The organism is Sphingomonas sp. BL-S-30 (assembly GCF_055521475.1).
This window is the reverse complement of sequence record NZ_CM145481.1, coordinates 3,213,534-3,239,521: the sequence shown is the minus strand read 5'-3', so window position 1 is coordinate 3,239,521 and position 25,988 is coordinate 3,213,534. Positions and strand designations below refer to the sequence as shown.

At 66.0% G+C, this 25,988-nt stretch carries 20 protein-coding genes; 12 read left to right on the top strand and 8 right to left on the bottom strand.

Annotated elements, in window-relative coordinates; genetic code table 11:
* Positions 1-129: 129 nt before the first annotated feature.
* Positions 130-1,092 carry a bifunctional helix-turn-helix transcriptional regulator/GNAT family N-acetyltransferase gene (locus ACZ1I5_RS14995; protein WP_465170039.1) on the top strand — a complete coding sequence of 321 codons (963 nt, stop codon included), beginning with the start codon at positions 130-132 and terminating at the stop codon, positions 1,090-1,092.
* A gap of 8 nt (positions 1,093-1,100) precedes the next feature.
* Here the strand turns inward: ACZ1I5_RS14995 and pepF are convergent, their stop codons facing one another.
* From pepF to groES, 5 genes are all read right to left on the bottom strand, one after another.
* On the bottom strand, positions 1,101-2,969 hold the full coding sequence (gene pepF / locus ACZ1I5_RS14990; RefSeq protein ID WP_465170038.1) for an oligoendopeptidase F: 1,869 nt from the start codon (positions 2,967-2,969) through the stop codon (positions 1,101-1,103).
* Positions 2,970-3,086: 117 nt separating this feature from the next.
* Positions 3,087-4,721 (bottom strand): DUF6311 domain-containing protein, encoded by a 1,635-nt coding sequence (locus ACZ1I5_RS14985; protein WP_465170037.1) that lies wholly within the window; start codon positions 4,719-4,721, stop codon positions 3,087-3,089.
* Between the two features lie 34 nt (positions 4,722-4,755).
* Entirely contained in the window at positions 4,756-6,369 is a 1,614-nt protein-coding gene (locus tag ACZ1I5_RS14980; RefSeq protein ID WP_465170036.1) for a DUF6311 domain-containing protein, read from the bottom strand.
* A 397-nt stretch (positions 6,370-6,766) separates the two neighbouring features.
* Positions 6,767-8,410: a chaperonin GroEL gene (gene groL / locus ACZ1I5_RS14975; protein ID WP_332720395.1), complete on the bottom strand. Its 1,644-nt coding sequence runs from the start codon at positions 8,408-8,410 to the stop codon at positions 6,767-6,769.
* Between the two features lie 53 nt (positions 8,411-8,463).
* Positions 8,464-8,751 carry a co-chaperone GroES gene (groES, locus tag ACZ1I5_RS14970; RefSeq protein WP_372849354.1) on the bottom strand — a complete coding sequence of 96 codons (288 nt, stop codon included), beginning with the start codon at positions 8,749-8,751 and terminating at the stop codon, positions 8,464-8,466.
* Between the two features lie 266 nt (positions 8,752-9,017).
* On the opposite strand from groES, the gene sppA reads away from it, so the two are divergent.
* From sppA to ACZ1I5_RS14925, 9 genes are all read left to right on the top strand, one after another.
* Positions 9,018-10,910, top strand: a complete 1,893-nt coding sequence (gene sppA / locus ACZ1I5_RS14965; protein ID WP_465170035.1) for a signal peptide peptidase SppA — start codon at positions 9,018-9,020, stop codon at positions 10,908-10,910.
* The gene (locus ACZ1I5_RS14960; protein ID WP_465170034.1) at positions 10,907-11,467 is read left to right on the top strand and encodes an N-acetyltransferase family protein; all 561 of its coding nucleotides are present in this window, start codon (positions 10,907-10,909) and stop codon (positions 11,465-11,467) included. Before sppA ends, ACZ1I5_RS14960 begins: the two co-directional genes overlap by 4 nt.
* Before the next feature lie 551 nt (positions 11,468-12,018).
* Positions 12,019-14,976, top strand: coding sequence for an isoleucine--tRNA ligase (locus ACZ1I5_RS14955; protein WP_465170033.1), 2,958 nt, complete (start codon positions 12,019-12,021; stop codon positions 14,974-14,976).
* Positions 14,973-15,491 carry a signal peptidase II gene (gene lspA / locus ACZ1I5_RS14950; RefSeq protein WP_465170032.1) on the top strand — a complete coding sequence of 173 codons (519 nt, stop codon included), beginning with the start codon at positions 14,973-14,975 and terminating at the stop codon, positions 15,489-15,491. Before ACZ1I5_RS14955 ends, lspA begins: the two co-directional genes overlap by 4 nt.
* On the top strand, positions 15,484-15,900 hold the full coding sequence (locus ACZ1I5_RS14945; protein ID WP_465170031.1) for a DUF3035 domain-containing protein: 417 nt from the start codon (positions 15,484-15,486) through the stop codon (positions 15,898-15,900). The genes lspA and ACZ1I5_RS14945 overlap by 8 nt, the downstream gene beginning before the upstream one ends.
* A 46-nt stretch (positions 15,901-15,946) precedes the next feature.
* Positions 15,947-16,363: an endonuclease domain-containing protein gene (locus ACZ1I5_RS14940; RefSeq protein WP_465170030.1), complete on the top strand. Its 417-nt coding sequence runs from the start codon at positions 15,947-15,949 to the stop codon at positions 16,361-16,363.
* A complete protein-coding gene (locus tag ACZ1I5_RS14935) occupies positions 16,348-17,262 on the top strand; it encodes an ABC transporter permease (RefSeq protein ID WP_465170029.1) in 915 nt (304 codons plus the stop codon). The genes ACZ1I5_RS14940 and ACZ1I5_RS14935 overlap by 16 nt, the downstream gene beginning before the upstream one ends.
* The gene (locus tag ACZ1I5_RS14930) at positions 17,259-18,041 is read left to right on the top strand and encodes an ABC transporter permease (RefSeq protein WP_465170028.1); all 783 of its coding nucleotides are present in this window, start codon (positions 17,259-17,261) and stop codon (positions 18,039-18,041) included. The genes ACZ1I5_RS14935 and ACZ1I5_RS14930 overlap by 4 nt, the downstream gene beginning before the upstream one ends.
* Entirely contained in the window at positions 18,038-19,633 is a 1,596-nt protein-coding gene (locus ACZ1I5_RS14925; protein ID WP_465170027.1) for an ATP-binding cassette domain-containing protein, read from the top strand. The genes ACZ1I5_RS14930 and ACZ1I5_RS14925 overlap by 4 nt, the downstream gene beginning before the upstream one ends.
* Here the strand turns inward: ACZ1I5_RS14925 and ACZ1I5_RS14920 are convergent.
* The 3 genes from ACZ1I5_RS14920 to sseA all read right to left on the bottom strand — a co-directional run bounded on the left by ACZ1I5_RS14920 (position 19,630) and on the right by sseA (position 22,882).
* Positions 19,630-20,373 carry a TorF family putative porin gene (locus ACZ1I5_RS14920; protein ID WP_465170026.1) on the bottom strand — a complete coding sequence of 248 codons (744 nt, stop codon included), beginning with the start codon at positions 20,371-20,373 and terminating at the stop codon, positions 19,630-19,632. The genes ACZ1I5_RS14925 and ACZ1I5_RS14920 overlap by 4 nt on opposite strands.
* A 451-nt stretch (positions 20,374-20,824) precedes the next feature.
* Positions 20,825-22,024 carry a cystathionine beta-lyase gene (metC, locus tag ACZ1I5_RS14915; RefSeq protein WP_465170025.1) on the bottom strand — a complete coding sequence of 400 codons (1,200 nt, stop codon included), beginning with the start codon at positions 22,022-22,024 and terminating at the stop codon, positions 20,825-20,827.
* Positions 22,025-22,033: 9 nt separating this feature from the next.
* Positions 22,034-22,882: a 3-mercaptopyruvate sulfurtransferase gene (gene sseA / locus ACZ1I5_RS14910; protein ID WP_465170024.1), complete on the bottom strand. Its 849-nt coding sequence runs from the start codon at positions 22,880-22,882 to the stop codon at positions 22,034-22,036.
* 226 nt (positions 22,883-23,108) lie between these two features.
* Here sseA and queF point away from each other — a divergent pair, with 226 nt between their 5' ends.
* Positions 23,109-23,555, top strand: a complete 447-nt coding sequence (gene queF, locus ACZ1I5_RS14905; RefSeq protein WP_465170023.1) for a preQ(1) synthase — start codon at positions 23,109-23,111, stop codon at positions 23,553-23,555.
* A gap of 144 nt (positions 23,556-23,699) precedes the next feature.
* The gene (locus tag ACZ1I5_RS14900) at positions 23,700-25,973 is read left to right on the top strand and encodes a glycosyltransferase family 4 protein (RefSeq protein WP_465170022.1); all 2,274 of its coding nucleotides are present in this window, start codon (positions 23,700-23,702) and stop codon (positions 25,971-25,973) included.
* Positions 25,974-25,988: the final 15 nt, after the last annotated feature.

The window sequence follows — 25,988 nt, the reverse complement described above, 5'->3', positions numbered from 1 at the left end:
TCGATGTATATCAGTTGTTTGTTGGGGGCGGTCATATTGGCCGTGTGACAAAAATCGTCTGTTCGCGTGCGACTTGCATATCAAATACTGTGTTATATAACGCGTTATGTGATGTGTAGGGAGTAGCCCATGGCTGGCGATATCGTTGCTGAACTCGGGCATCTGTTCCTCGGAACCCGGCTGAAGCGGCTGGCGGAACGGATGCAGGCAGATGTGCAGAAAGTCGCGGCTGAGGCCGGTCTGCCGATCCAGCCCAGCCAATATCCGTTGCTCGCCCTTATCGAACGCGAAGGCAGCGTGACCGTCGGCCAGATCGCCGAGACGCTCGGCATCAGCCAGCCCGGGGTGACGCGCAACATGGCCCGGCTGATCGAGCTCGGCCTGGTCGAGGTGACGCGGGATGGGCGGGACCAGCGGCAGAAATCATTGTCCCTGAGCGATGCGGGCAAAGCGGCGATGGAAGTGTCGAAGCGCGAAGTCTGGCCACGGATCGACATGGCGGTCGCCGTGATGTGCGAGCCCTTGTCCGGACCGTTGCTCGGTCAGATCTCGGCGATCGAGCGCGCGCTCGACGAGAAGCCGCTCGATCGGCGCGCCGCCGATCTCGGGCTGACGATCCTGCGCTATGACGATGCGCTGGCGCGCCATTTCCACGACATCAACGCCGAGTGGATCGAGACGATGTACCGGCTCGAGCAGACCGATCGCGACGTGCTGGAGAATCCGCGCGCGCGGATCATCGATCCGGGCGGCGACATCCTGTTCGTCGCGGCGGAGGGGCTGGGCATTGTCGGCACCTGCGCGCTGCAAAAGACCGGGCCGGGGCGGTTCGAGCTGACCAAGATGGGCGTGCTGGCCTCGGCGCGCGGGCGCAAGGCCGGGGAATTCCTGCTCCGCGCCGTCATCGCGCGCGCCGCGGACATGGGTGCGGAGACGCTCTACCTGCTCAGCAACCGCAAGAGCGAGGCGGCGATCCATCTCTACGAGAAGCTGGGCTTCGTGCACGATCCCGACATCATGCGCGATTTCGGCGCGCGCTATGCGCGGTGCGACGTGGCCATGCGCTACCGGCCGGCCGAAACCGGCCGGTAGCCGCAGGCTCACCCCATCAGGGCTTCGGCCTGGTCGAGCGTGTCCCTGAACGTCGCGACCACTGCCTGGTACGGCGCGGGGCTCGCCATATCGAGGCCGGCGCGCTTCAGGATGTCGACCGGATAGTCCGATCCGCCGGCCTTCAGCACGCTCAGATAATTGTCCCGCTCCTTCGCGCCGCCCTTCAGGATCGAGCGGGCGAAATAGGACGCGGCCGAGATGCAGGTCGCATATTGGTACACGTAGAAGCTGGTGTAGAAATGGGGGATATAGGCCCATTCCGACGCGTAAGCCGGGTCGATCGCGACCTTGGGGCCATGATAGCGCTTCAGCAGATCGAGATAGATCGCGGTGAACTTCTCGCCCGACAGGCCTTCGCCCGCCTCGGCCTTGTCGTGCACCGCCAGCTCGAACTCGGCGAACATCGCCTGGCGGTAGAAAGTGCCGCGCATCGCCTCGAGCTGCTGGCCGAGATAGAAGAGCTTCTCTTCCTTCGTTTTGGCCTGCTTGACCATATAGGCGGCGAGCAGCTGCTCGTTGCAGGTCGACGCGATCTCGGCGAGGAAGATCGGGTAATCCGTCTTTTCGTAGACCTGGTTCCTGTTGGACAGCAGCGAGTGCATCGCATGCCCCCATTCATGGGCATAGGTCGTCATCCCGTCGTAATTCTCGCCGAGATTGAGCAGCAGATAGGGGTGCACGTCGTAGGATGCGCCGGGGTTCATATAGGCGCCGGCTTTCTTGCCGGGACGAGGGAGCGGGTCCATCCACTTCGCCGCGGTCGCCTTCGCGAACAGCGCGCCATATTCCGGACCGAGCGGCTTGACCGCCTCGATCGTGGTGGCGCGCATCTCCGCCAGGGTCACCTTCTTGTCGAGCTGAACCAGCGGCGGATAGATGTCGTAATAGGCCATGTCGGGCAGCTTGAGCATCCGGCGGCGCAGCTCGAAATAGCGGTGGAGCTGGGGCAGGCCGTTGTTCGTCTCGGCGACGAGCGAGCGGTACACTGCTTCGGGCACGTTGTTGCCGGACAGGTACATTGCCAGCGACGTCGGGTATTTGCGCGCTTTCTTGCGGAAGATGTCGGCCTTGACGTGGCTGAGATAGGCGGTGCCGAGGGAGCTCTGAAATCTACCATATTCGGCCCAGAACGTGTCGAATACCAGCTTGCGGTCGGCGCGGTTGGGCGCGTCGCGGGTGAGCGTATAATTCTGGTCGTCGAGCCGCACCTGCTTGCCGGTCGACAGGGTGACGGTCGGCCAGGGGATGTCCGACGCGACCAGCTGCTCGCGCGTGTCGCGCGCGCCGGAGAAGGGCGAGGAGGTGCCGGCAAGCAGATTCTCGCCTTCGGGCGACAGGGTATGTTCTTCCTGGCGCAGGATATCGGCGAGGTAGAAGTCGAAGCGTTTCTTCAGCACGTCATTGGCGGCGACGAAACCGTCGATCTTCGCCTTCCCGACCGCGAGCAGCTCGGGCGCGATCCAGGACGTCGCCTCGCCGAACGCCGTGAACATGTCGTTCGCCTGGGCCTGCTTTTCCTGGGCGGGGGCAAGGCGAAGATCTTCGTCGGCCTTCAGGCTGATATAGGTGTAGACCCGGCTGGCGACACGACCGAGATCCGACTGGGCGACCAGCGCCGCGGCGAGCGCGTCGGCGCTGGTGCCGAGCGTGCCCTTGAACGTGAGCAGGCCGGGAATCTTCGCCAGCACGTCTTTGCGCGCGGCGTCCCAGGCGGCGTCATTGGGATAGAGCTCGCTCAGGTCCCAGGCGGCGACGGCGCCGGCGGTGCTGGCGTCCTGCGCCCAGGCGGGCATGGCAACGGCGAGCGTGGTCAGGGCGGCGGCGGCGAGGGCCTCGCGGCGCGAAAGACTGGTCATGTGACGGGGATCCCCAAAGTATCGATCGCAACGACTTTGTCCCCCTTATCGGCTGTTGGAAAGGGGGTGGGTCGATAAACCAGGGCAGGTCTGCTGCGAACGACCTGCCCGACCGGCTCAACGGCACAGGGTGGGCGGCGGTGCGCGCCGTGCCGGCGGAATGAAGGCGATCCCGTCCAGCACCCGCACGCGCGCCGCGAGCGCCGCGGGGGCATTTTCGCCTTGATAGAGAATGTAGAGGCGCGTCGGATCCAGCCTCCCGGCAAGGAACGCGCGGCGGTCGGCGTCGATCCGCTGTTGTGCAGACCTGGGCACGCGCGACACATACATGTGGCGCATCGGGCGGCAGGCGCGCATCGCCCGCCAGCCGATCTCTTCGATCAGCTTGAGGTTGCGGAACGGATCGGGCGGCTGCATCTCGATCGCCGAGGCGCTAGCGATCACCGCATCCCAGCGCGGATCACGCGTGAGTTCATAGGTACCGGGCTGGCCTGCCCGGGCGGTGAGGCCGCGCAACGCGGCGAGCATCGGCGTCATGTCGGCGATCTGCAGTACGAGCGCGGCCGCCAGCACCAGGGTCCGCCGTTCGAGCCGGTAGACGATGAGGATCGCGACATAGATCAGCGTATAGGCGACCGGCCAGAACAACCGCCCCGAGGCGCGGACGATGTCGAGCAGGTCGACCACCGTCTGGGGCAGGGGCACGAACAGGATGCGTTCGCCGCGAAACAGCACGACATTGCCGATCGCGAGCAGGGTCAGCACGATATAGGCGGGCGCGAGCCAGCGCAGATCGTCCATGGGAACGCGCGTCGCAGAAGTGGGGGACGGCGCCGGCCCTCGCACCGCACCGACCAGCGCGACCACGACCAGCAGGATCAGCCCGGCCCCGAGATACTGATAGCCTTCGAAGCCGCGGCCCTCGTCATTCGCGGTCGACGGCCAGAACAGGCTGTAGCCGGGATTGGCCGGATTGATCAGCGCATCCAGCGCCATCGGGAAGGCGCCGAAGGTGCCGGTGGACAGCGGCGGATCGGCCAGGCCGTGGAGTAGTGCGAGCCCGGCCACGCCGAGCCCGACAACGCCGACCAGCCCCGCCGCGCGACGGCGATCACGCGCGGTGCCGGTCCCGATCTCGCGCAGCATGGCGCTACCCCAGATCGCACCGACCAGCAGCAACAGATAGCTGTGCACCAGCCCGGCCACGCCGATCACCGCAAGCCAGTGTCCCCAGCGCCGCGACCGGTCGCGGTCGAGGAAAATCCATAGCGCCCACAGGATCAGCCAGTGGGAACACAGGTTCGAATGGACCGAGCGATTGTAGAGCGTTGGCAGCAGGGTCATCAGCGCCGTGCCCATCCAGGCACTCCCGAAATCGGGCGCCCGGTCGCGCAGCAATAGCCAGGCGAAGCGTACATGCAGCGCCAGGCTGATCAGCAGCCACCAGCCGATGAATTGCACGCTTGCCGGCAGGAAAGGCGCCAGCGGTTTCAGCAACAGTCCGAGCAGGGGATTGCTGTCCATCATCAGCAGATGGATTCCCTCGGGCGACAGCACCAATGGCGTGCCGGTGCCGGGCCAGTCGCCCGCCCGAAGATAGGCCGCCAGGCCCAGCGCATTGGGCCCCCAATCCTGTCCGCCGAGCACCCAGCCGACATTGGTGATGTCGAGCGTCGCCGGGTTGATCCACGCCAGGAAGGCGCAGGCGACGATGGCCGAAAGAGCCAGGAAGCGGGGAAGCGCGGCGGTCATGACCCGCTTCTGCCGAATTTGCGCGACCATAGGGTTAACGCGGGCGTGTCGCCGCTGGAATGATCGAGACGCCGTCGAGCTTTCGCACCCGGCCGGCGAGGATCGGCGGGGCCTTGCCGTCGAGCAGCACATAGAGCCGGCGCGGGTCGGTCTGGCCGATGACGAAGGCCGCGCTGTCGGCGTTCAGCCGGCGCCGCACGGCAACCGTCTCGCGCGAGGCATAGAAGAACCGCACCGGCTTGCCGGCGAGGATCGCCCGCCAGGTGACTTCCTCCATCAGCGCCAGGTCGCGGTACATTTCGGGCGGCTCGAACTGGATCATGTCGGCGTCGGCGATCACCTTGTCCCAGCGCGGATCGAGCGTGCGGTGATACGGGCTGGCCAGTTCCGCCCAACCGCCGCTCTCCCGCGCGGACCGGAGCAAGGGCTGCAGGTCGACGATCTGGAGCAACAGCGCCGCCGCCAGCAGCCAGGTGCCGAAGCGCATCCGCCCCACCACCACGATCGCCGCGAAGGCAAGCGTATAGAGCACCGGCCAGAACATCCGGCCCGACGCGCGGATCGGATCGAGCATCTTGCCGACCCAGTCGGGCATCGGCAGGCTGGCGATCACCGCGCCGCGCCAGATGAGATGCGGCGCGATGGCGACGAGGGTCAGCACGGCAAAGGCGGGCAGCAGCCAGGCGAGGCGGCGGAAAAGCATGTCGTCGCGGATGTCGGCGCGGTGGCGCAACCCCTGGAAGATCGCCATGACGATCAGCGCGAGCAGGCCGAGACCGGGATAGTTCATGCCCTCGAGCGCCTGGCCCGGATCGAGCGCGCGGGCGGGGAGCAGCGCGGAATATGCCCGGTCGTTCGGATTCCACAGCGCATCCAGCGCCATCGAGAAACCGCCATAGCCGCCGACCGTCAGGGTCGGCTCGCTCACCGTGCCGAGCAGGATGGGAATGATCAGCAGCGGCGCGACGACGATCGCGACATCCCCGATCATCGCGACCCGCGCCTTGCCGTCGCGCGCGGCGAGGAACTGGCGGAGCATCGCGCTGGCCCAGATCGCCGCGACCATCACCAGGATATAGGGGTGGATCAGGATCGCGGCGGTGATGACCGCCACCCACCAGACCGGGCGCTCCGATCGCGCGGCATCGACATAGATCCACAGCGCCCACAGGATCAGCCACTGCGCGCACAGATTCACATGCCCGAAGCGCGCGAGGAGCACCGGCATCAGGGTCAGCAGCGCCGCGCCGATCCATGTCGCCAGCGGGCTCGGCATAAAACGACGGACCAGCGCCGCGGCGAAGGCGGTGTGGAGCAGGATGCAGGCGAACAACCACCAGCCGACATATTGGATGCCGGCCGGCAGCATCGATGCGAAGGGCCGCAGCACCAGGCCGAGCAGCGGATTGCCGTCGGTCAGCGAGAGCGGAATGCCGTCGGGCGCCATCAGCAGGTTGGAATGGAGCGACGGCCATGGCGGCGGCGCGCGCAGATAGGCGGCCATGCCGATCGCGGCCTGTCCGTGATCATTGCCGTCGAGCAGCCAGGCGATGCGCGTCGGGTTGAGCACCGATGGATTCTGCCAGCTGAAGAACGCGGCGATGCTCAGGGCGAGCCAGGGCAGGATCCAGGTGAACAGGCGGCGCATCGGCGAGGGTCATGGCGGAGTAGAGGCTGAAAATCCATGGCCCTGATCCTCCCCTCCGTTCCTCCCCCTGTTCCTCCCCGAGCTTGCTCGGGGAGGGGGACCGCGCGCTTCTTCAGCGCGTGGTGGAGGGGCGTGGAGCGCGGAACCTCTGTCCCGTGCTCCAAGCCCCTCCACCATTTGCAGAAGGTGCAAATGGTCCCCCTCCCCGTTCCGGGGAGGAATGAAAAAGAAAAGGGCCGGAGGTTTCCCTCCGGCCCTTTCTCTTTTCCAGCCAGTCGGCCGGGCAGTTCTGGAATTCCGGCGCGGGCCCTTCGACTGCCTGCCAGGGCAGGCACTCAGGGCCGGCGCTGTCGTCGGCCGGGTTCGGCGGCTTGCCGCCGACCCGCCGCCCTTCGGATCAGAAGTCCATGCCGCCCATGCCGCCCATGCCGCCGCCGCCCATGGGCATGGCGGGCTTGTCTTCCGGCAGCTCGGACACGGCGGCTTCCGTCGTGATGAGCAGGCCCGAAACCGAGGCCGCGTCCTGCAGGGCAGTGCGAACGACCTTGGTCGGGTCGATCACGCCGCTCTCGACGAGGTTCTCATACTGGTCGGTCTGCGCATTGAAGCCGAGCGTCGGGTCGTTGCCGTCGAGCAGCTTGCCCGAGATCACCGCACCGTCATGGCCCGCATTCGCCGCAATCTGGCGAACCGGCGCATAAAGCGCCTTGCGGACGATATCGATGCCGCGGGTCTGGTCGTCGTTCGCGCCCTTCATGCCCTCGAGTGCCTTGGTGGCATAGAGGAGCGCCGTGCCGCCGCCGGGGACGATGCCCTCTTCGACCGCTGCGCGGGTTGCGTGGAGAGCGTCGTCGACGCGATCCTTGCGCTCCTTCACTTCCACTTCAGTCGAACCGCCGACCTTGATCACGGCAACGCCGCCGGCGAGCTTGGCAAGACGCTCCTGGAGCTTCTCCTTGTCGTAATCGCTGGTGGTGTTCTCGATCTGCTGGCGGATCGCGTCGGTGCGGCCCTTGATCGCGTCATGGTCGCCAGCACCATCGACGATGGTGGTGTTGTCCTTGTCGATCGTGACGCGCTTGGCGGTGCCCAGCATGCCGATCGTGACGCTCTCGAGCTTGATGCCGAGATCCTCGGAGATCATCTCGCCCTTGGTCAGGATCGCGATGTCCTCGAGCATCGCCTTGCGGCGATCGCCAAAGCCCGGTGCCTTGACCGCTGCGACCTTGAGGCCGCCGCGCAGCTTGTTGACGACGAGCGTGGCCAGAGCCTCGCCCTCGATGTCCTCGGCGATGATCAGCAGCGGACGGCCCGACTGAACGACGGCTTCCAGGATCGGGAGCATCGCCTGCAGGTTCGACAGCTTCTTCTCGTGGATCAGGATGTACGGATCGTTGAGCTCGACCGACATCTTCTCCGGGTTGGTGATGAAGTAGGGTGAGAGATAGCCGCGGTCGAACTGCATGCCCTCGACGACGTCGAGCTCGAATTCGAGACCCTTGGCTTCCTCGACGGTGATCACGCCTTCCTTGCCGACCTTCTCCATCGCCTCGGCGATCTTCTCGCCGACGACGGTGTCGCCGTTAGCCGAGATGATGCCGACCTGGGCGATTTCCTTGGTGCCCGAGACGGGCTTGGAGCGCGCCTTGAGGTCCTTGACGACTTCGATGACCGCGAGGTCGATGCCGCGCTTCAGGTCCATCGGGTTCATGCCGGCCGCAACCGACTTCATGCCCTCGCGAACGATCGCCTGGGCGAGCACGGTCGCGGTGGTGGTGCCGTCGCCGGCGACGTCGTTGGTCTTCGAGGCCACTTCGCGCAGCATCTGCGCACCCATGTTCTCGAACTTGTCCTTCAGCTCGATCTCCTTGGCGACGGTGACGCCGTCCTTGGTGATGCGCGGCGCGCCGAACGACTTGTCGATCACGACGTTGCGGCCCTTGGGGCCAAGCGTGACCTTCACTGCGTCGGCGAGGATGTCGACACCGCGCAGAATGCGCTCACGCGCGTCACGCGAAAATTTTACGTCCTTGGCTGCCATGTGAGGCTACCCTTTCAAATTGGAAAGTTGAGGAAAATTGGAAAGGTCGTGGCTTAGCCGACGATCCCCAAAATATCGGATTCCTTCATGATCAGCAGGTCTTCACCGTCGATCTTGACCTCGGTGCCGGACCATTTGCCGAACAGGATCTTGTCGCCGGCCTTGACGTCCAGCGGGGTGATCGTGCCGTCCTCGGCGCGAACGCCGGTGCCGACGGAGACGACTTCGCCTTCCTGCGGCTTTTCCTTGGCGGTCTCGGGGATGATGATCCCGCCCGCGGTCTTCTCTTCAGCCTCTACGCGGCGGACGAGGACGCGGTCGTGCAACGGACGAAAGGTCATATGCGCTAGTCCCTTTTCAATGGGTCGATGAATCGTTGTTAGCACTCGCCTCAGGTGAGTGCCAGCACTGCGCATATGTGCCCGGCCTTGTCGCGCGTCAACCGCCGCTGGCTGAAAAATGCCACCAATCGTCGTTCCGTCGAGACGGCGCACAGAGGACCGGCCAGGGACCAGGCTGGGGCTTCCGGGGCTGGTACGGAAGTTTACTCGCGTTCGCGCTTGCTCTAGCGGTTGGGGCGTAACCGCATGTGCAGGGGTACCGCTTAGTGAAACTCGTTCGGGGCGCCTGGAAGATCCTGGTCGGCATCAAGGACGCGCTCGTCCTGATCGCCATGCTCATCTTTTTCGGCCTTATCTTCGGCGCGCTTTCCGCAAGGCCGGGGCCGACCGTGATCCGCGACGGCGCGCTGGTGCTGCGGCTCGACGGCCGGATCGTCGAGCAGCCGGCCGAGGCCGATCCCTTCGCGGCGCTGGGCGGTTCGGCCCCGGTGCACGAATATCGGCTGCGCGACCTGGTCCGCGCGCTCGACAAGGCGAAGGACGATGATCGGGTCAAGGCGGTCGTGCTCGATCTCGACTCGTTCGCCGGCGGCTATCCCGCCGCGGTGGACGAGGTCGCCAATGCCGTGCGGCGGGTGCGGGACGCAAAGAAGCCGGTGCTGGCCTATGCCACTGCCTATACCGATTCCGCCTATCGCCTGGCCGCGAATGCCGGCGAGATCTGGATGAGCCCGATGGGCGGCACCCTGTTCATGGGGCCCGGCGGCTCGCAGCTTTACTATAAGGGGCTGATCGACAAGCTCGGAGTCAACGCGCATGTCTACCGCGTCGGCAAGTATAAATCCTATGTCGAGCCCTATACCCGCGCCGACGCCTCGCCCGAGGCGAAGGAAGAGAATCTGAAACTCTACGGCGTGCTGTTCAGCCAGTGGCAGGAAGCGATCGCCAGGGCGCGCCCCAAGGCGAAGTTCGCCGATTTCCTGACCAGGCCCGGTGAAGTGGTCACCGCCGTCCAGGGCGATATCGCCAAGGCGAACCTGCAGGCCGGGCTGGTCGACAAGCTCGGCACGCGCTTCGATTTCGGCAAGCGCGTGGCGGAGATCGTCGGGTCCGACGGCAGCAAGCCGGCCGGCACCTTCAACACCATCAAATATGCCGCTTATGTCGATGCCAATCCGCTGCCGACCGGCGGCGCCGCGATCGGCGTGCTGACCATTGCCGGCGACATCGTCGACGGAAAGTCCGGCAGCGGCACTGCCGGCGCCGACACGGTGAGCAAGGCGCTGCTCGACGGGCTGGCGAAGAAAGACCTCAAGGCGCTGGTCGTGCGGATCGATTCGCCCGGCGGCTCGGCGCTCGCTTCCGAGGACATGCGCCGCGCGATCATGGAGGCGAAGGCGCAGAAGCTGCCGATCGTCGTGTCGATGGGCAGCCTGGCCGCGTCGGGCGGTTATTGGGTGTCGACCGCGGGCGACGTGATCTTCGCGCAGCCCAACACCATCACCGGATCGATCGGCATCTTCGGCATCATCCCCTCGTTCGAGAACACGCTGAAAAAGATCGGCGTCACCACGGACGGGGTGAAGACGACCCCGCTGTCGGGCCAGCCCGATGTGATGGGCGGCTTCACCGCGGAGACCGACACGATCTTCCAGGCGGGCATCGAGAATGGCTATCGCCAGTTCATCACCCGCGTGTCCGAGGCCCGCAAGCTCAGCCCGGCGCGTGTCGACGAGATCGGCCAGGGCCGGGTGTGGGACGGCGGCACCGCGCGGCAGATCGGCCTGGTCGATCGTTTCGGCGGATTGCAGGACGCGATCGACGAAGCGGCGAAGCGCGCCGGCCTGAAGCCGGCAGACGTCCATGCCGAATATCTCGAAAAGAAGCCGGCCTGGTTCGGACAACTCGTCCAGAAGTTTCTCGGCGACAATGACAATGACGACACCAGCGACGGCACCGACGCCTTCACCCGGATTTCGGCCGAGCGCCGGGCGATCTTCGCGCGCGCGCTGGGCGATGTGAAACGCATCGGCACCGGCGCCGCGATCCAGGCGCGCTGCCTCGAATGCGAAGGGCTGGGCGGCGGTTTCGGCACCGCCAGCGCTTCCGCCTCCGACATCAAGCTGCTCGATTTCGTACTCGCAAAGGTGACTCAATGATCGCAATCCGCGCCGCCCGACCCGACGACGCCGCCGCCATTGCCGGAATCTACGCACCCTATGTCGAGACCGGCACGGTCTCGTTCGAGCTCGAGCCGCCGGACGCGCGGTCGATGCGGACTCGCATGACCTCGTCCGACGGGCTCTATCCCTGGCTGGTCGTCACCAATGGCGACGAGGAGGGCGGGGTGCTCGGCTATGCCTATGCGACCAAGTTCCGCGACCGGCCGGCGTATAAATATATCGTCGAGACCTCGGTCTATCTCGCCAGCGGCACCCAGGGTCAGGGCAATGGGCGACAGCTCTACGAGGCGCTGGTCTCGACCTTGCGGGCGCAGGGTTTCACGCATGCGGTCGGCGCGATCGCGCTGCCCAACGACCATTCGATCCGCCTGCACGAATCGGTCGGCTTCCGCCGCACCGGCGTCCTGCGCGAAGTCGGCTACAAGCAGGGCCGCTGGATCGATGTCGGCTTCTGGCAGCGCGAACTGAACCCGGCGACGATCCCGCCGCTGGAGCCGAAGCCGTTCAGCGAGGTGGGGCTGGTACGGAGCTGACGTCCTCTCTTCGCGGGCTGGCCTTGCGATGAGGCCAAACAGGCGTGCCGGAACAGATCGTTGCTTGTTGGAGTAGATGGCCTTTGTGCTCCCGCCTTCGCCGGAGCACAAAGAAGCAGACATCGCGCCCGGTACCGGGAAGGCGGTCGATTCAAGCCGCTTTGGTTTGTTGATATGGCCACCGCGCCATCTCGCACGAGGCGCGAAGTACAGCATGAAGACAAACCCTTACCCCTCGCGTAATTACTACTTGCCGGCAGTAATGATGCGCGACTCGTCCGGCAGTCCCCCGAAGCTCTGCGCGTTACTTGCAAGATCGCGCTCTGCCGGTGCCGCGAAAAGATTCTGCAGGCACGAAATAGCGTTCGATTCTGGCCCCTTCGCAGGTGGGTCGCAAAATTCGTTCGTTGCTTGGTCTGGTTCGCGAGCCCATCTTGCGTGTTCCCGAACAGCATCGAGAAATAGTGTCTCTCCAACACCGCGTCTTGATCCGCTCTCGCACGGCACGGGTCTTTCAACCCTTCATCCTCTCGTCTAAAGCCCGCCCACTCATGACCGACACATCCGACACCCAGCGCGATTATCGCGACACCGTCTTCCTCCCGAAGACCGATTTCCCCATGAAGGCAGGCCTCGCCCAGAAGGAGCCCGCCATCCTGGAGCGCTGGGCGTCGATTGGCCTGTACGATCGCCTGCGCGAGCAGCGTAAGGGGCGCGAGCGTTTCATCCTGCATGACGGCCCGCCCTACGCCAATGGCGACATCCATATGGGCCATGCGATGAACAAGGTGCTGAAGGACATCATCGTCCGCAGCCAGTCGCTGCTCGGCAAGGACGCGCCCTATGTGCCCGGCTGGGATTGCCACGGCCTGCCGATCGAATGGAAGGTCGAGGAAGCGTATCGCGCGAAGAAGCTCGACAAGGATCAGGTCCCCGTCGCTCAATTCCGCGCCGAATGCCGCGCCTATGCCGAGAAATGGGTCGCGGTGCAGCGCGTTCAGTTCGAGCGGCTCGGTGTGATGGGCGACTGGGCAGACCCGTACCTCACCATGAAGTACGAGGCGGAAGCCGCGATCGTGAACGAGCTGCTCAAGTTCGCCGAAAGCGGCCAGCTCTATCGCGGCGCCAAGCCGGTGATGTGGTCGCCCGTCGAAAAGACCGCTTTGGCCGAGGCCGAGGTGGAATATGAGGACGTGGTGTCGACCCAGATCGACGTCGCGTTCGAGATCACCGAGGCCCCGAATGCGCCCGAGCTGGTCGGCGCTTATGCGGTGATCTGGACGACCACGCCGTGGACGATCCCGGTCAACCAGGCGCTGAGCTATGGGCCGGAGATTGAGTATGTGCTGATCGCGGAAGGCGATCGACGCTATCTCATCGCGGAAAATTTGATCGGCGAGTTCTATTCTCGCGTCTTCTCCACTTCGTTCCCCGGCGAAGGCCGGGGCCCAGTTACGCAGGTCCCTCAACTGGACCCCGGCCTTCGCCGGGGAACAGAAGACGGAGGCGATGCGATAGGCCGTGGCGCGATCCTGTGGCGTGGCAAAGGCTCGCAGCTCGCCGGCGCCATCGCCCGCCACCCGATGCACCATCTCGGCGGCTTCTTCGCCAAGCCGCGCCCGTTCCTGCCCGGCGACTTCGTCACCACCGACGCCGGTACCGGCCTGGTGCATATGGCCCCGGATCACGGCGAGGACGATTTCCTCCTCTGCAAGGCATACGGCATCGACCCGGTTTTCGCGGTCGATGGCGCGGGCATGTACCGTCCCGACTGGCTGTGGCTGGGCGGGCAGGGCAGCGTCATCAACAAGAAGTTCGTCGCCGCCGGAGCCGGAGGCGACATCAAAGAACCCGGGCCGATCTGCACCGATCTGCGCGAGGTGGGCGCACTGCTCGCGGCGTCGGACGATTTCGCGCACAGCTATCCGCATAGCTGGCGGTCCAAGGCGAAGGTGATCTTCCGCGCGACGCCGCAATGGTTCATCCCGATGGACGAGATCAAACAGGATCTCGCCGTCGCCGAGCCGATCGAGCTTGGCGCCGATCTCGGCTTCGCGCCGATGCTCGGCCACGGCGTCGGCAATGCGCCGACCCTGCGCGAGATCGCGCTCGACGCGATCGAGCGGACGCGCTGGGTGCCCGAGCGCAGCCGGAACCGCATCCGCGCCATGGTCGAGCAGCGGCCCGACTGGGTGATCAGCCGCCAGCGCGCCTGGGGCGTGCCGATCGCGCTCTATGTCGACCGCGTGACTGGCCAGTATCTCAACGATCCGGCGGTGAATGCACGCATCGTCGATGCGTTCAAGGCCGGCGGCGCCGACGCCTGGTTCGCGGCCGACCATCAGGCGCTGCTCGGCGAGAAATACCGCGCCGAGGATTATGAGGTGATCACCGACATCCTCGATGTCTGGTTCGATTCAGGCTCCACCCATGCCTTCGTGATCGAGCAGCGTTACGGCGAGGGTGTCCGCGCCAATCTCTATCTCGAAGGCTCGGACCAGCATCGCGGCTGGTTCCAGTCGTCGCTGCTGGAAAGCGCCGGCACGCGCGGCCGCGCGCCCTATGATGCGGTGCTGACGCACGGCTTCGCGCTGGACGGGCAGGGGCGCAAGATGTCGAAGAGCCTCGGCAATGTCGTCGACCCGCTCAAGATCATCCAGGAATCGGGTGCCGACATCCTGCGCATGTGGGTCGCCTCGACCGATTATTTCGACGATGTGAAGATCGGCAAGGAAGTGCTCGCCACCGCCTCCGACGCCTATCGCAAGCTGCGCAACACCTTCCGCTATCTGCTCGGCGCGCTCGACGGGTTCAGTGACGCCGAGAAGGTCGACACCCGGCACATGCCCGAGCTGGAGCTGTACGTGCTCCACCTGCTCGGCCGCCTCGATGTCGAGCTGAAGGCGGCGGCGGAGAATTTCGAGTTCAACCGCTATCTGCGGCTGCTCACGGATTTCGCGCAGGACGATCTGTCGGCCTTCTTCTTCGATATCCGCAAGGACAGCCTCTATTGCGACGCGCCGGACGATGCGAAGCGCCGCGCCTATCGCACGGTGCTCGACATATTGTTCGGTGCGCTGGTGCGCTATGCCGCGCCGATCCTCTGCTTCACCGCGGAGGAAGTGTGGCAGGCGCGCTATCCGGACGATCAGGGCTCGGTCCATTTCCTCGAATGGCCCGTCCTGCCCGCACTCCCGGGCGACGATGCCGTCGCGACCGTCTGGGCCGATGTCCGTGCGCTGCGCGAACAGGTGACCGAGGCGATCGAGCCGCTGCGCCGCGAGAAGATCATACGCTCCAGCCTCGAGGCCGAAGTGGTGGTGCCGAAAGCGCCGCTGTCCAACGAGGCGCTGGCCGAACTGTTCATCGTGGCGAAAGTGACGACGGGCGATGCCGTGTCGGTCACCCGCACCGCTTTCCACAAATGCGGCCGTTGCTGGCGCCATCTGCCCGACGTCGCGGAAGATGGCGCGCTCGACGATCGCTGCGCAAAGGTCGTTTCGCGATGAGCAAGCTTCCCGTCACCGGCCTCGCCACCGGCGCCGTCCTGTTCGTCGTCGACCAGGCGGCGAAATATGGCATCACCGAGGTGCTCGACCTCGACGCGCTGAGCAGTGAACGCGCGATCACCCCGTTCTTTATGTTGCGTTTCGTGCCCAACCCGGGCGTTTCGCTCGGATTCTTGCGCGCGGATAGCGACGTCATGCGCTGGGGTCTGGTCGCGCTGACCGCAGCCATCGCGATCGGCGTGCTGGTATGGATGCTGCGAGAACGCAACAAGCAGGATCAGATCGCGCTCGGCCTCGTGCTGGGCGGCGCGATCGGCAATATCCTCGATCGGGTGCGTTTCGGCTATGTCGTGGACTTCGCGGATTTCCATATCGGGGCATGGCGCCCCTTTTTGGTCTTCAATGTCGCTGATGCGGCGATTACGATAGGGGTGCTCATCCTGCTTGTGCGAGCGCTCCTGGTGCGCGACAAGCCGCGGGCAGGGCGTGCTTCAGTGGAGAATATGAATGCGTAAGTTGGTGTCGATCGCAACCGGGCTCGGCCTGTCCGTCCTGCTCGCCGGTTGCGGCCATGGCGGTATGGACCGTACCCGCCCCGACGAGTTCGCCGTCGCCCGGCAGGCGCCGCTGGTGATTCCGCCCGATTTCTCGCTGACCCCGCCCCAGCCCGGCGCCGCGCGCGCCAATGACGTGAGCCCCAACGCCCAGGCGCTCGACGCGCTGTTCGGCGGCAAGTCGGCGCGCTCCGCGTCGGAGAGCGCGACGATCGACGCGGCCGGTTCCGACGTCGCCGATCCGGGCATCCGCTCGGCCGTGGGCGATCCCGGCACGACGGTGGTCGACAAGGGCTCGACCACCCGCGACATCGTCGCCGCCCCTGAAGGCGACGGCCAGGACGCCCGCGCCGCGACGCCGAATCCTTGAGCCAAAACTCCCCTCCCGCTCGTGGGAGGGGTTGGGGGAGGGCTTGTTGGACAAAGGCTACGGCAGACCGACGCTGCGGGCTCGCGAATTGCGCGCCAACGCGACGGATGCCGAACGCTTGTTGTGGGTCCATCTCAGCGCCCGAAAGGTCGCAGGCGTCCGGTTCAACCGGCAGGTCCCCATTGGTACCTTCATCTGCGACTTTGTATCGCGTGCGGCCAAGCTGATCGTCGAGGTGGACGGTGGCCAGCATGATTCAAATGCGTCGGCGGATGCGGCACGAACACGATACCTTGAAGCACGGGGCTTCAGGGTGATTCGCTTCTGGAACAACGAAGTGCTGCAGCAGATCGAGGGTGTAGTAGCTGAGATCGAGCGCGCGCTTGCGGACATGCCCTCCCCCGACCCCTCCCGCGAGCGGGAGGGGAGTAGTATCGCGCCCGAACCATGCGCGCGATCCTGATCCGCAGGCTCGCGACCGCGGTTCCGACGCTGCTGGCGGTCATCCTGCTGTCGTTCGTGCTGATGCGGACCGCGCCGGGCAGTCCGTTCGATGGCGAACGGCCGCTCGATTCCGCCACCCGCGCCGCCTTCGCGGCTGCCTATGGGCTCGACAAGCCCCTGCCCGAACAGGCGGCGCGCTACCTGGGCGGCGTGCTGACCGGCGATTTCGGACCGTCTCTGGTCTATAAGGACTTCACCGTCGGTGCGCTGATCGGGCAGGGCCTGCCGGTGTCGCTCACCCTCGGCGGCCTCGCGCTGCTGCTGGCGCTGGCGCTCGGCATCGGCGCAGCGACCCTTGCCGGGACTCATGCGGGCGGCCGGATCGACCGTGTGATCATGAGCGCCGCGACGCTGCTGACGGCGATCCCGACCTTCGTGACCGGCCCGGCCCTGGTCCTGGTCTTCGCGCTTTGGTTTCAGGTGTTGCCGGTTTCCGGCCTGGACGGCGCCGGGTCACTGGTGCTCCCGGTGGTCGCGCTGGCGTTGCCGGTCGCCGGTGCGATCGCGCGGCTGGCCCGCGCGGGGCTGGCGGTGGCGCTGGCGCAGGACCATGTGCTGACCGCCCGGGCGCGCGGCCTCGCGCCGCGCACGATCCTGTGGCGCCATGCCCTCAGGCCGGCGCTGGTGCCGGTGGTGAGCTATCTCGGCCCGGCCGCGGCCGGGCTGCTGACGGGCGCGGTGGTGATCGAGACGGTGTTCGGCCTGCCCGGCCTCGGCCGCTATTTCGTGCAGGGTGCGCTCAACCGCGACTACCCGCTCGTGCTCGGGGTGGTGATCCTTTATGCGGGCCTGATCCTGCTGTTCAACCTGATCGCCGACCTTGCCTATGGCTGGCTCGACCCGCGAGTGCGCGGATGAAGGTCGCGGGGTGGACCATCGCCGCATTGGTGCTGGCGGCGTTGCTGCTGCCCTTTGCGCTGCCCTGGGGCTATGACCAGATCGACTGGCAGGGCGTTCGCGCCGCGCCCTTCACGCATGGCCATCTGCTCGGCACCGACAGCGTCGGGCGCGACCTCCTGGCCAGGACCCTGATTGGCACCCGGATCACGCTGACGGTCGCGGCGGCGGCGGCGCTGGTCGCATTGCTGATCGGCACTGCCTGGGGCGCGGTCGCCGGCTGGGTCGGCGGGCGGGTCGACGAGGCGATGATGCGCGTGGTCGACGCGCTCTATGCATTGCCCTTCATGTTCGTCGTCATCCTGCTGATGGTCGTGTTCGGCCGGTCGATCGTGCTGGTCTTTCTCGGCATCGGCGCGGTCGAGTGGCTCACCATGGCGCGGGTCGTGCGCGGGCAGGTGATGGTGCTGCGCCACCGGCCCTTCGTCCTCGCGGCGGAAGCGGCGGGCGCCCCGCCCGGCGCGATCCTGCTGCGCCATGTCCTGCCCAATGTCGCCGGCGTCGCGCTGGCCTATCTGCTGCTGACGGTGCCGCAGGTGGTGATGGTCGAGAGCTTCCTGTCCTTTCTCGGGCTCGGCGTGCAGGAACCGCTGACCTCGCTTGGCATCCTCGTCCATGACGGCGCGGAGGACATGGACGTCGCGCCGCTCGCGCTGCTGGTGCCGGGCGGTGTGCTCGTCGGTCTGATCCTTGCCCTGACCGCGCTGGGCGAGCGGCTGCGCGATCGGCTCGCGCGGTGACGCTCTACGCGGTCGAGCGGCTGGGCGTGGCGATCGGCGAGGTGCCGCTGGTCCATGACATGAGCTTCGTGGTCGAGCCCGGCAGGTGCACCGCGCTGGTCGGGGCGTCAGGGTCGGGCAAGAGCCTGTCCTGCCTTGCGCCGTTCCGCCTCAGCCCGGGCGTCGCGAGCGGATCGGCGCGGTTCGAGGGGCGCGAACTGATTGGCCTTGGCGAGGCCGATCTCCGCCCGATCCGGGCGCGGGCCGGCTTCGTGTTCCAGCATCCGCTGACTGCGCTGACACCGCATCTGACGATCGGCGCGCAGCTGACCGAAGCCGCGACGGCGCTGGGCGGGGCGCGGCCCGATCGGACAAGGCTTGCGGCGATGCTCGACCGGGTCGGGCTCGCCACGCCCGACGCGAAGCTAGACACCTATCCGCATCGCCTGTCGGGCGGCGAGCGCCAGCGCGTGCTGATCGCCGCGGCCATCGCGCACGGGCCGTCGCTGCTTGTCGCGGACGAGCCGACCAGCGCGCTCGACGCGCATCTGCGCCACGCGATCATGGCGGTATTGGCACGGCTGCGCGATGACGGGCTTGGCCTGTTGCTGGTGAGCCATGATCTCGGACTGGTCGCACACCATGCCGACACGATCGTGGTGATCGAGGCGGGGGCGGTCGCTGAAGCAGGCGCCACCGATGACGTCATGACGCACCCCAATAGCGCCGCGGCCCGCGCACTGATCGCCGCCAGCCCGAAGCTGGACGATCCGGCGCCGGATCCGCCGGCGACGGGCGGGACTCTGGTCGAGGCCCAAGGGATTCGTGTCGGCTTTCGCGCGCCGGGCTGGCGCGGCGGGCGGATCATGGCGGTCGACGGCGCGTCGTTCGCGCTCGCCGAAGGCGAGGCGCTGGCGATCTTCGGCGCCTCGGGATCGGGCAAGTCGACCCTTGCTCGGGCGGTCGGGCGGATCGGACCGTGCGACGGCGGTGGAGTGCGGTGGCGCGGCGAGGAACTGCCTCCACGTCGGGCGATGCGGCGCGAGCACCGCGCGCGGATGCAGGCGGTGTTCCAGGATCCGGCGGCGAGCCTCGATCCGCAATGGACGGTGGCACAAAGCGTCGCCGAACCATTGCGGCATCTGATGCCCGAACTGACCGCCAGCGAGCGCCGGACACGCGCGATCGAGGCACTGGAGACGGTCGACCTGGGCGCGGATTTCGCTGACCGCCGCCCGGCGGGTCTGTCCGGCGGGCAGGCGCAGCGCGTCGCGATCGCGCGGGCGCTGGTCGCGTCGCCCGATCTGCTGATCCTCGACGAGGCGACCTCGGCGCTGGACGTGCTGGTGGCCGGGCGCATCCTCGAGCTGCTCGAACGGCTGCAACGGACGCGCGGGCTCGCGATCCTGATGATCACGCATGATATCGCGGTCGCGCGCCGCCTGTGTCACCGGATTGCGGTGATGGAGGCGGGACGGATCGTCGAGGATGGGCCGGCCGATGCAATCGTCGCGGCACCGCGATCGCCGGCGGCCAAGGCGCTGATCGCGGCAAGCGGGCAAGGAAAAGGGGACGGCGCAGGCCGTCCCCTTCCGCCCGTGACGATTGCTTAGAAGGCGGCGCCGACCGAGAACACCACGCCCGATCCGCTCAGGTTGCGGTTGCCGAGATAGACGTCCTTGTTGGTGTCGACATAGCTCGCACCGAAGGTCAGGTGGTTCCAGGTGACGGTCGCGCCAAGGCCCCAATCGGTATATTCGTCGCCGATCGAGATATAGCTCGGCCCGAAGGTGTGGCCGAGATGCGCGGTGAGGCCGATCGGCGTGTTGGGAATGCCGGCCGACAGATCGCCGGCGAGATAGAGATTGTCCTCCTTGCCGTTGCCGACACTGAGCGCATCCGCCTTGGGCGCATAGTTCGCGGTCACCTTGCCGGTGACCGGTCCCGACGTTGCGGAGACCGAGATATAAGGCTCGACGAAGTCGGTCGGCGCATGGCCACCGCCCGGATAGTAATAATAGAGAACGCCGCCATCGAGCTTCACGCCATTACCGAAGGTGTGCGAATAGCCCATGATCAGGTCGAGTTCCTGGTCGCTGCCGGCAGCGACATAGTCGTCGATCGAGGAGCCCCAGACGGTCGCGTAGAGGCCCGACTCGTGGCTCACGGTGAAGGTGCCCTGCAGCGCCACCTTCTTGTCGGTCTGCGAGATGCCGCGGAAACGGTAGTCCGACACGACGGTCGCGCCGCCGGAGACGGTGAAGGCCGGCGGCGGCGCGGTTTCTTCCTGCGCGAAGGCCGGCGTGGCGGAGGCGAGCATCAGCGCGCAGAGGCTGATCGTGGAAAAGCGCATGGGTGTCCCTTTCGATTGAAAACGGGTCCCCACCTGCAGCCGACCAGACCAGGCATCTATGGAAGGTCGTGCAACGACCCGTGCCAATGTTTCCGTTCGGTAAGGAAAGATTGCCGAAACACGCTGCAGCGCACAACATAATTCTGTCACACGCCCGCCGGTTTGCGGAGCATGTTGCACCAGCGCAACAGTGTGAGGCATCAGATCACCGGTTTTGCGGGCGATGAATAGTTGCTGACATGTATCTGACGATGCGCAAACGGGATCTGGATTCCATGTTCCCTGAACAGCCGCAAGAACCGGTTGAGCACGTCGGAGCGGACCCTGCCGATCCCGCTTTTCGGGCTCGCTGATCCAGGCGAGGACGATGCGTGCAACCTGTCATTCACGCCCGGAGCTCATTTGCCGGATTCTCGCCAGCCCTGCGCATTCGACCAGGCCGCGGCAGGATTTATGCGAGCGCGGCCCGGAAGCGTTCGAGCCCGGCGGCGAGATCATGGATCAGGTCGTCGGGATCCTCGATGCCGATCTGCAGCCGCACCAGCAGCCCCGGATCGCGGCGCTTGGTCGCGGTCCGGTAGCGCGCCGGATCGACCGGCAGCGCCAGGCTTTCGAACCCGCCCCAGCTATAGCCGATGCCGAAATGCTCGAGTCCGTCGATCAGCGCGGCACGGGCCTCGTCGGTCGCGTCCCTGAGGGTGAAGGAGAACAGCCCGGTCGACCCCTTGAAGTCGCGCAGGAACAACTCGTGGCCCGGACAGTCGGGCAGGGCCGGATGGAAGACGGCGGCGACCTCGGGTTGCTCCTTCAGCCAATGGGCGATCTTCAGCGCGCTCGACTGGTGCTGGGCAAGACGGATGGCGAGCGTGCGCAGGCCGCGCGAGCCGAGCCAGCAATCGTCCGGGCTGGCGATCTGGCCGAGCTGGAAGCTCGTATCGCGCAGTTTAGTGAAATGGCCGGGTGCGGCGGTGACCGATCCGAGCATCACGTCCGAATGGCCGACGATATATTTGGTGCAGGCGAGGATCGACAGGTCGATGCCGCGTTCGATTGCCTGGAAATAGAGCGGCGTTGCCCAGGTATTGTCGAGCAACGTCACGATGCCACGCGCCTTGGCCGCGGCGACGATGGCGGGGATATCCTGCACCTCGAAGGTCAGGCTGCCCGGGCTCTCCATGAGGATCGCACGCGTCTTGTCGCCGATCAACTCGGCGATGCCGGCACCGACCATCGGATCGTAGAAGCGTGTCGCGATGCCCAGGCGCTTGAGCAAGCCGGTGCCCATCGACCGGGTCGGATCATAGGCGCTGTCGGGCAGGAGCAGCTCGTCGCCCGGCGACAGCACCGAGAGCAATGCGGCGGCGATCGCCGCGACCCCCGAGGGATAGAGGAAGGTCGCTTCGGCGCCAGGCTCCAAGTCCGTCAGCGCGTCGGCGAGCGACCATTGGGTGGGGGTGCCGCGCCGGCCGTAGAACAGGCGGTGATGCGTATCGCGCCCGCCCGCCGCGCGGAGCTCCGCGACCGAGCCGTAGAGGATCGTCGATGCGCGCCACACCGGCGCATTGACGATCCCCTGGGTCCATTCAGGCCGACGGCCAGCGGAGACGACGCGGGTCGCGTCGCCCTTGGTGTGGCCGTCCTTCTCACTCATTCGATACGCTCACGCTGTTCCCATTGCCTTGGGGGTTGACCGGTCGGCGCCCCATTCGGACCAGCTGCCGTCATAGATGGCGGCCTCGTTGCCCAGCTGGTGTGCGCCGAAGGCGAGGACAGCGGCGGTGATGCCCGATCCGCATGTCGTGACGAGGGGCCTGGCCAGATCGATACCCGCTGCGTCGAATTCAGCCTTCAGCGCCTCGCCCTGTTTCCAGGTCCCGTCAGCGTTGAACAGCTTGCCATAAGGCAGGTTCTTCGATCCCGGAATGTGTCCGGCATGGGTGGCGGCACGTGGATCGGGTTCCTCGCCGGTGAAGCGCGCCGCGGAGCGGGCGTCGAGCACCTGCTCGGCGCCACTGTCGAGATTGGCCTTCATCTGGTCGAGGTTGCGCACGCTCTTGTCGTCGGCCCAGACGGTGAAGTGGCGATGGCGCAGGCTTTCCTTGCCGGTGGCGACTTCACGCCCCTCGGCTTGCCATTTGGCGAGGCCGCCATCGAGGATCGCGACGTCGTGCGCGCCGAACAGGCGAAGCATCCACCAGGCCCGGGCGGCGGTGTGGTGCGGTGAATTGTCGTAGAGTACGACGCGGCTGCCGTCGCCCAGGCCGAGCGACTGCATGCGGCTGGCGAATTTCTCGGGCGGGGGCAGCATCGAGGGGAGCGGGTTCGACGTGTCGGAGAGGTCGGCCAGGTCCATGAACACCGCGCCGGGGATGTGCGCCGCTTCATATTCCGCCGCCGCATCGCGCGGCGCTTCGCCGGGCAGGGTGGTGAAATAGGTGGCGTCGACGATCCTGAGGTCGTTCGCGCCCATCTCGTTCGCGAGCCATTCCGTCGTAACCAGCGAGTCCATGTGTTCCTCCTAAATAGTCCGCTCGGGGCGAGCATCCGGTGACTCCCCTCCCTCCACCGTCCCGGGGAGGAAGAACGACCCAAGGCCGGAGCGCTGGGCGGAAGGAAAGGAATCTCCTGATCTCGTGTCTAGCCAGTGGCGGGGGCGGCGTCGAGCCGGAGCGCGCGATTCCGCCGTTTTCCCGCAATCGTTCCATTTTACGCGCCGGCACCCTAGATAGTCGGTCATGACTCCCAAGCATCTCGGCCAGTCCAGCGCGCTGCCCGCTTCTCCCGAAGAGGCAGTGCTCGATTATGTTCCCAATCCGCGTCCGGGGCGGCCTTATCTGGTGCGCTTCACCGTGCCCGAGTTCACCTCGCTCTGCCCGGTGACGGCGCAGCCGGATTTCGCGCATCTGGTGATCGACTATGCGCCGGGCGAGACGATCGTCGAGTCCAAGTCGCTCAAGCTGTTCCTGGGCGCGTTCCGCAACCATCAGGCGTTCCATGAGGATTGCACCGTCGGCATTGGCGAGCGGCTGACCGCGGAGATGAAGCCGATCTGGCTGCGAATCGGTGGCTATTGGTATCCGCGCGGCGGCATTCCGATCGACGTGTTCTGGCAGTCCGGGCCGCCGCCGGAGGGCCTCTGGCTACCGTTGCAGGACGTCCCGGGATATCGCGGCAGGGGGTGAGCCGTTCATTTCGGCTTAATCTTGACGTAAGTTATCGCGAATCTCTTGTTGCGTTGCAGCAATGGTGCAACCATATTGAAACTTGGCCGTTCGTGGGAGGCAATTTCGGGGCTCCCAGCCCCGTTTCACAAGAGGTTTCAATCGATGGCTCCTTCGGAAAAGGTCGTGACCCCGATCGATCACCTGGCATTGATCGGCAATTTCCTTCCCCGGAAATGCGGCCTTGCAACATATACGACTGACACGTTCACCGCGCTGAAGGGCCGATTCCCCGAGTTGAAGATCGACGTCTATGCGATGGACGACCATCCCGGGCGCTATCACTACCCCGCCGAAGTGACCGCGAGCATCCCGGACCAGGACCGGTTCGCCTATATCGATGCTGCCCGCGCGATCGAGCGCAGCGGCGCGCAGGCACTGTGGGTCCAGCACGAATATGGCATCTATGGTGGGCCGGCGGGCGAGCATCTGCTCGCCCTGCTCGACCGGGTGTCGATCCCCGTCATCGTCACGCTTCACACCATTCTCGAAAAACCCAGCGCCGATGAACGTCGGGTGATGGAAGGGCTCCTGCGCCGGGCCGCCAAAGTCATCGTGATGGCCGAGCGCGGCCGCGAGATCCTGGAGCGCGTCTACAGCGCCAATCCCCGGTCAATCGTGATGATCCCGCACGGCGTGCCGGATCGCGCGTTCGTCGATCCCGCGACGTTGAAGGAGCAGTTCGGCTGGCAGGGGCGCAAGACGCTGCTGACCTTCGGCCTGCTCGCGCCCAACAAGGGCATCGAGACGATGATCGATGCACTGCCGGCGATCGTCGCGGAGCATCCAGACGTGCTGTACGCGGTGCTTGGCGCGACTCACCCCAATCTGGTCGCCCATGAGGGCGAGGCGTATCGCGACCGGCTGAAAGCGCTAGCCGCCGAGCATGGTGTCGGCGCGCATGTCGAGTTCATCGACGCGTTCCTCGAGCATGACGACCTGATCGACTATCTCCAGGCGGCCGATATCTATGTGACGCCCTACAACAACCCGGCGCAGATCACCTCGGGTACGCTGTCCTATGCCGTCGGCGTGGGCAAGGCGGTCGTCTCGACGCCCTATGTGCACGCGACCGAAATCCTCGCGGACGGACACGGCGTGCTGGTCGATTTCGGTGACAGCGCTGCCTTTGCGCGAGAGATCAACGCGCTGCTGGGCAGCGAGGGCGACCGCACCGCCTTGTCGCAGCGCGCTTATGCGCGGGGGCAGACGATGATCTGGCCGCGCCTCGCCGAGGTGGCGATGGGCGAGATCGTCGAGATGGTCGCGACCAAGCCGCGCCGGATCGCATCCAGGGTGCGCCTGACGGTGCTCAAACCGGATATCGCCGCGGTCGAGCGGATGAGCGATTCCACCGGCATGCTCCAGCATTCGATCTATTCGGTGCCGGACCGCCGCCACGGCTATTGCATCGACGACAATGTCCGTGCGCTGATGCTGATGACCGCGATCGACACGCTCGACGAGGGCGTGCGCGACAAATGGATGACGATCTATGCGTCCTTCATCCAATATGCGTGGAATCCGGACAAGCGCCGTTTCCGCAACTTCATGAACTTCGATCGCACCTGGTGCGAGGAATATGGGTCGGAGGATTCCAACGGCCGTACGATCTGGGCGCTGGGCGTGACCGCGCGGCGTGCGACTTTGGTCAAGCATCGCGACTGGGCGGTGCGGCTGTTCGACGAGACCGCGTCGCTTGCCTTCGAGCTGCAAAGCCCGCGCGCGCAGGCCTTCGCCATGCTCGGCGCCGCCGCAATGCTCGGCGCTCATCCCGGGCATGAACTGGCGCTCAACATTCTTGAACGCTTCTCCAACGACCTGCTCGCGCTGGTCGAGGAAGCGCGGCGGCCGGAATGGGAATGGTTCGAGATCGTGCTCGCCTATGACAATGCGCGGCTGCCAGAGGCGCTCATTCGCGCCGGCATGATGCTCGGCCGCGAAGATCTGCTGAAATGCGGTCTCTCGACGCTGAGCTGGATCGTCGCACAGCAGACGTCACCCGAAGGCCGTTTCCGGGCGATCGGCACGGAGAGCTTCGGCCGCGCCTATGAAGAGCCGCTGCCGTTCGACCAGCAGCCGCTCGAAGCGCAGGCGACGATCGATGCCTGCTCTGCCGCGTTCAAGGCGACTGGTGATGCGCGCTGGGTCGAAGAGGCGATGCGTGCCTATCGCTGGTATCTCGGCCAGAACGACCTCGATCTGCCCCTTGCGTCGGCTCAGGACGGGGGCTGTTTCGATGGCCTTATGCCGACCGGTTTGAACCGCAACCAGGGCGCCGAGTCGATTCTGGCGCTTCAATTGGCATCTTGCGCCATTTCGGGGCTTTCAAAGCGGGCCGAAAGCATGGCAGGACCTGACGGACGCGCCGCCGCATAGCCTCGCTAGCGACGT